Origin of the sequence: Lactobacillus gigeriorum DSM 23908 = CRBIP 24.85 (assembly GCF_000296855.1) — a bacterium.
GTDB lineage: Bacteria > Bacillota > Bacilli > Lactobacillales > Lactobacillaceae > Lactobacillus > Lactobacillus gigeriorum.
In genome coordinates this window covers 1-1,487 of the sequence record NZ_CAKC01000053.1, presented here as the reverse complement: position 1 = coordinate 1,487, position 1,487 = coordinate 1, and the positions used below count along the sequence as shown (strand labels likewise).

General features: G+C 54.3%; 1 rRNA gene. It reads left to right on the top strand.

From position 1 onward, the window contains the following. Positions 1 to 1,487 (top strand): 16S ribosomal RNA (locus BN52_RS05195); the annotation flags it as partial.

Sequence of the window (1,487 nt, the reverse complement as noted above, 5' to 3'; positions counted from 1 at the left end):
GAGCCTGCCTGTAGAAGCTCTTCGGAGCGGACGCAGATACAGGCTAGCGGCGGATGGGTGAGTAACACGTGGGTAACCTGCCCTTAAGTCTGGGATACCACTTGGAAACAGGTGCTAATACCGGATAACAGCTGCAGCTGCATGGCAGCAGCTTGAAAGGCGGCGTAAGCTGTCGCTAAAGGATGGACCCGCGGTGCATTAGCTAGTTGGTAGGGTAAAGGCCTACCAAGGCGATGATGCATAGCCGAGTTGAGAGACTGATCGGCCACATTGGGACTGAGACACGGCCCAAACTCCTACGGGAGGCAGCAGTAGGGAATCTTCCACAATGGACGAAAGTCTGATGGAGCAACGCCGCGTGAGTGAAGAAGGTTTTCGGATCGTAAAGCTCTGTTGTTGGTGAAGAAGGATAGAGAGAGTAACTGATCTTTATTTGACGGTAATCAACCAGAAAGTCACGGCTAACTACGTGCCAGCAGCCGCGGTAATACGTAGGTGGCAAGCGTTGTCCGGATTTATTGGGCGTAAAGCGAGCGCAGGCGGAAAGATAAGTCTGATGTGAAAGCCCTCGGCTCAACCGGGGAACTGCATCGGAAACTGTCTTTCTTGAGTGCAGAAGAGGAGAGTGGAACTCCATGTGTAGCGGTGGAATGCGTAGATATATGGAAGAACACCAGTGGCGAAAGCGGCTCTCTGGTCTGTAACTGACGCTGAGGCTCGAAAGCATGGGTAGCGAACAGGATTAGATACCCTGGTAGTCCATGCCGTAAACGATGAGTGCTAAGTGTTGGGAGGTTTCCGCCTCTCAGTGCTGCAGCTAACGCATTAAGCACTCCGCCTGGGGAGTACGACCGCAAGGTTGAAACTCAAAGGAATTGACGGGGGCCCGCACAAGCGGTGGAGCATGTGGTTTAATTCGAAGCAACGCGAAGAACCTTACCAGGTCTTGACATCTAGCGCAATCCCAAGAGATTGGGAGTTCCCTTCGGGGACGCTAAGACAGGTGGTGCATGGCTGTCGTCAGCTCGTGTCGTGAGATGTTGGGTTAAGTCCCGCAACGAGCGCAACCCTTGTCATTAGTTGCCAGCATTAAGTTGGGCACTCTAATGAGACTGCCGGTGACAAACCGGAGGAAGGTGGGGACGACGTCAAGTCATCATGCCCCTTATGACCTGGGCTACACACGTGCTACAATGGGCAGTACAACGAGCAGCGAGCCTGCGAAGGCAAGCAAATCTCTGAAAGCTGTTCTCAGTTCGGACTGCAGTCTGCAACTCGACTGCACGAAGCTGGAATCGCTAGTAATCGCGGATCAGCACGCCGCGGTGAATACGTTCCCGGGCCTTGTACACACCGCCCGTCACACCATGGGAGTCTGCAACGCCCAAAGCCGGTGGCCTAACCGTAAGGAGGGAGCCGTCTAAGGCAGGGCAGATGACTGGGGTGAAGTCGTAACAAGGTAGCCGTAGGAGAACCTGCGGCTGGAT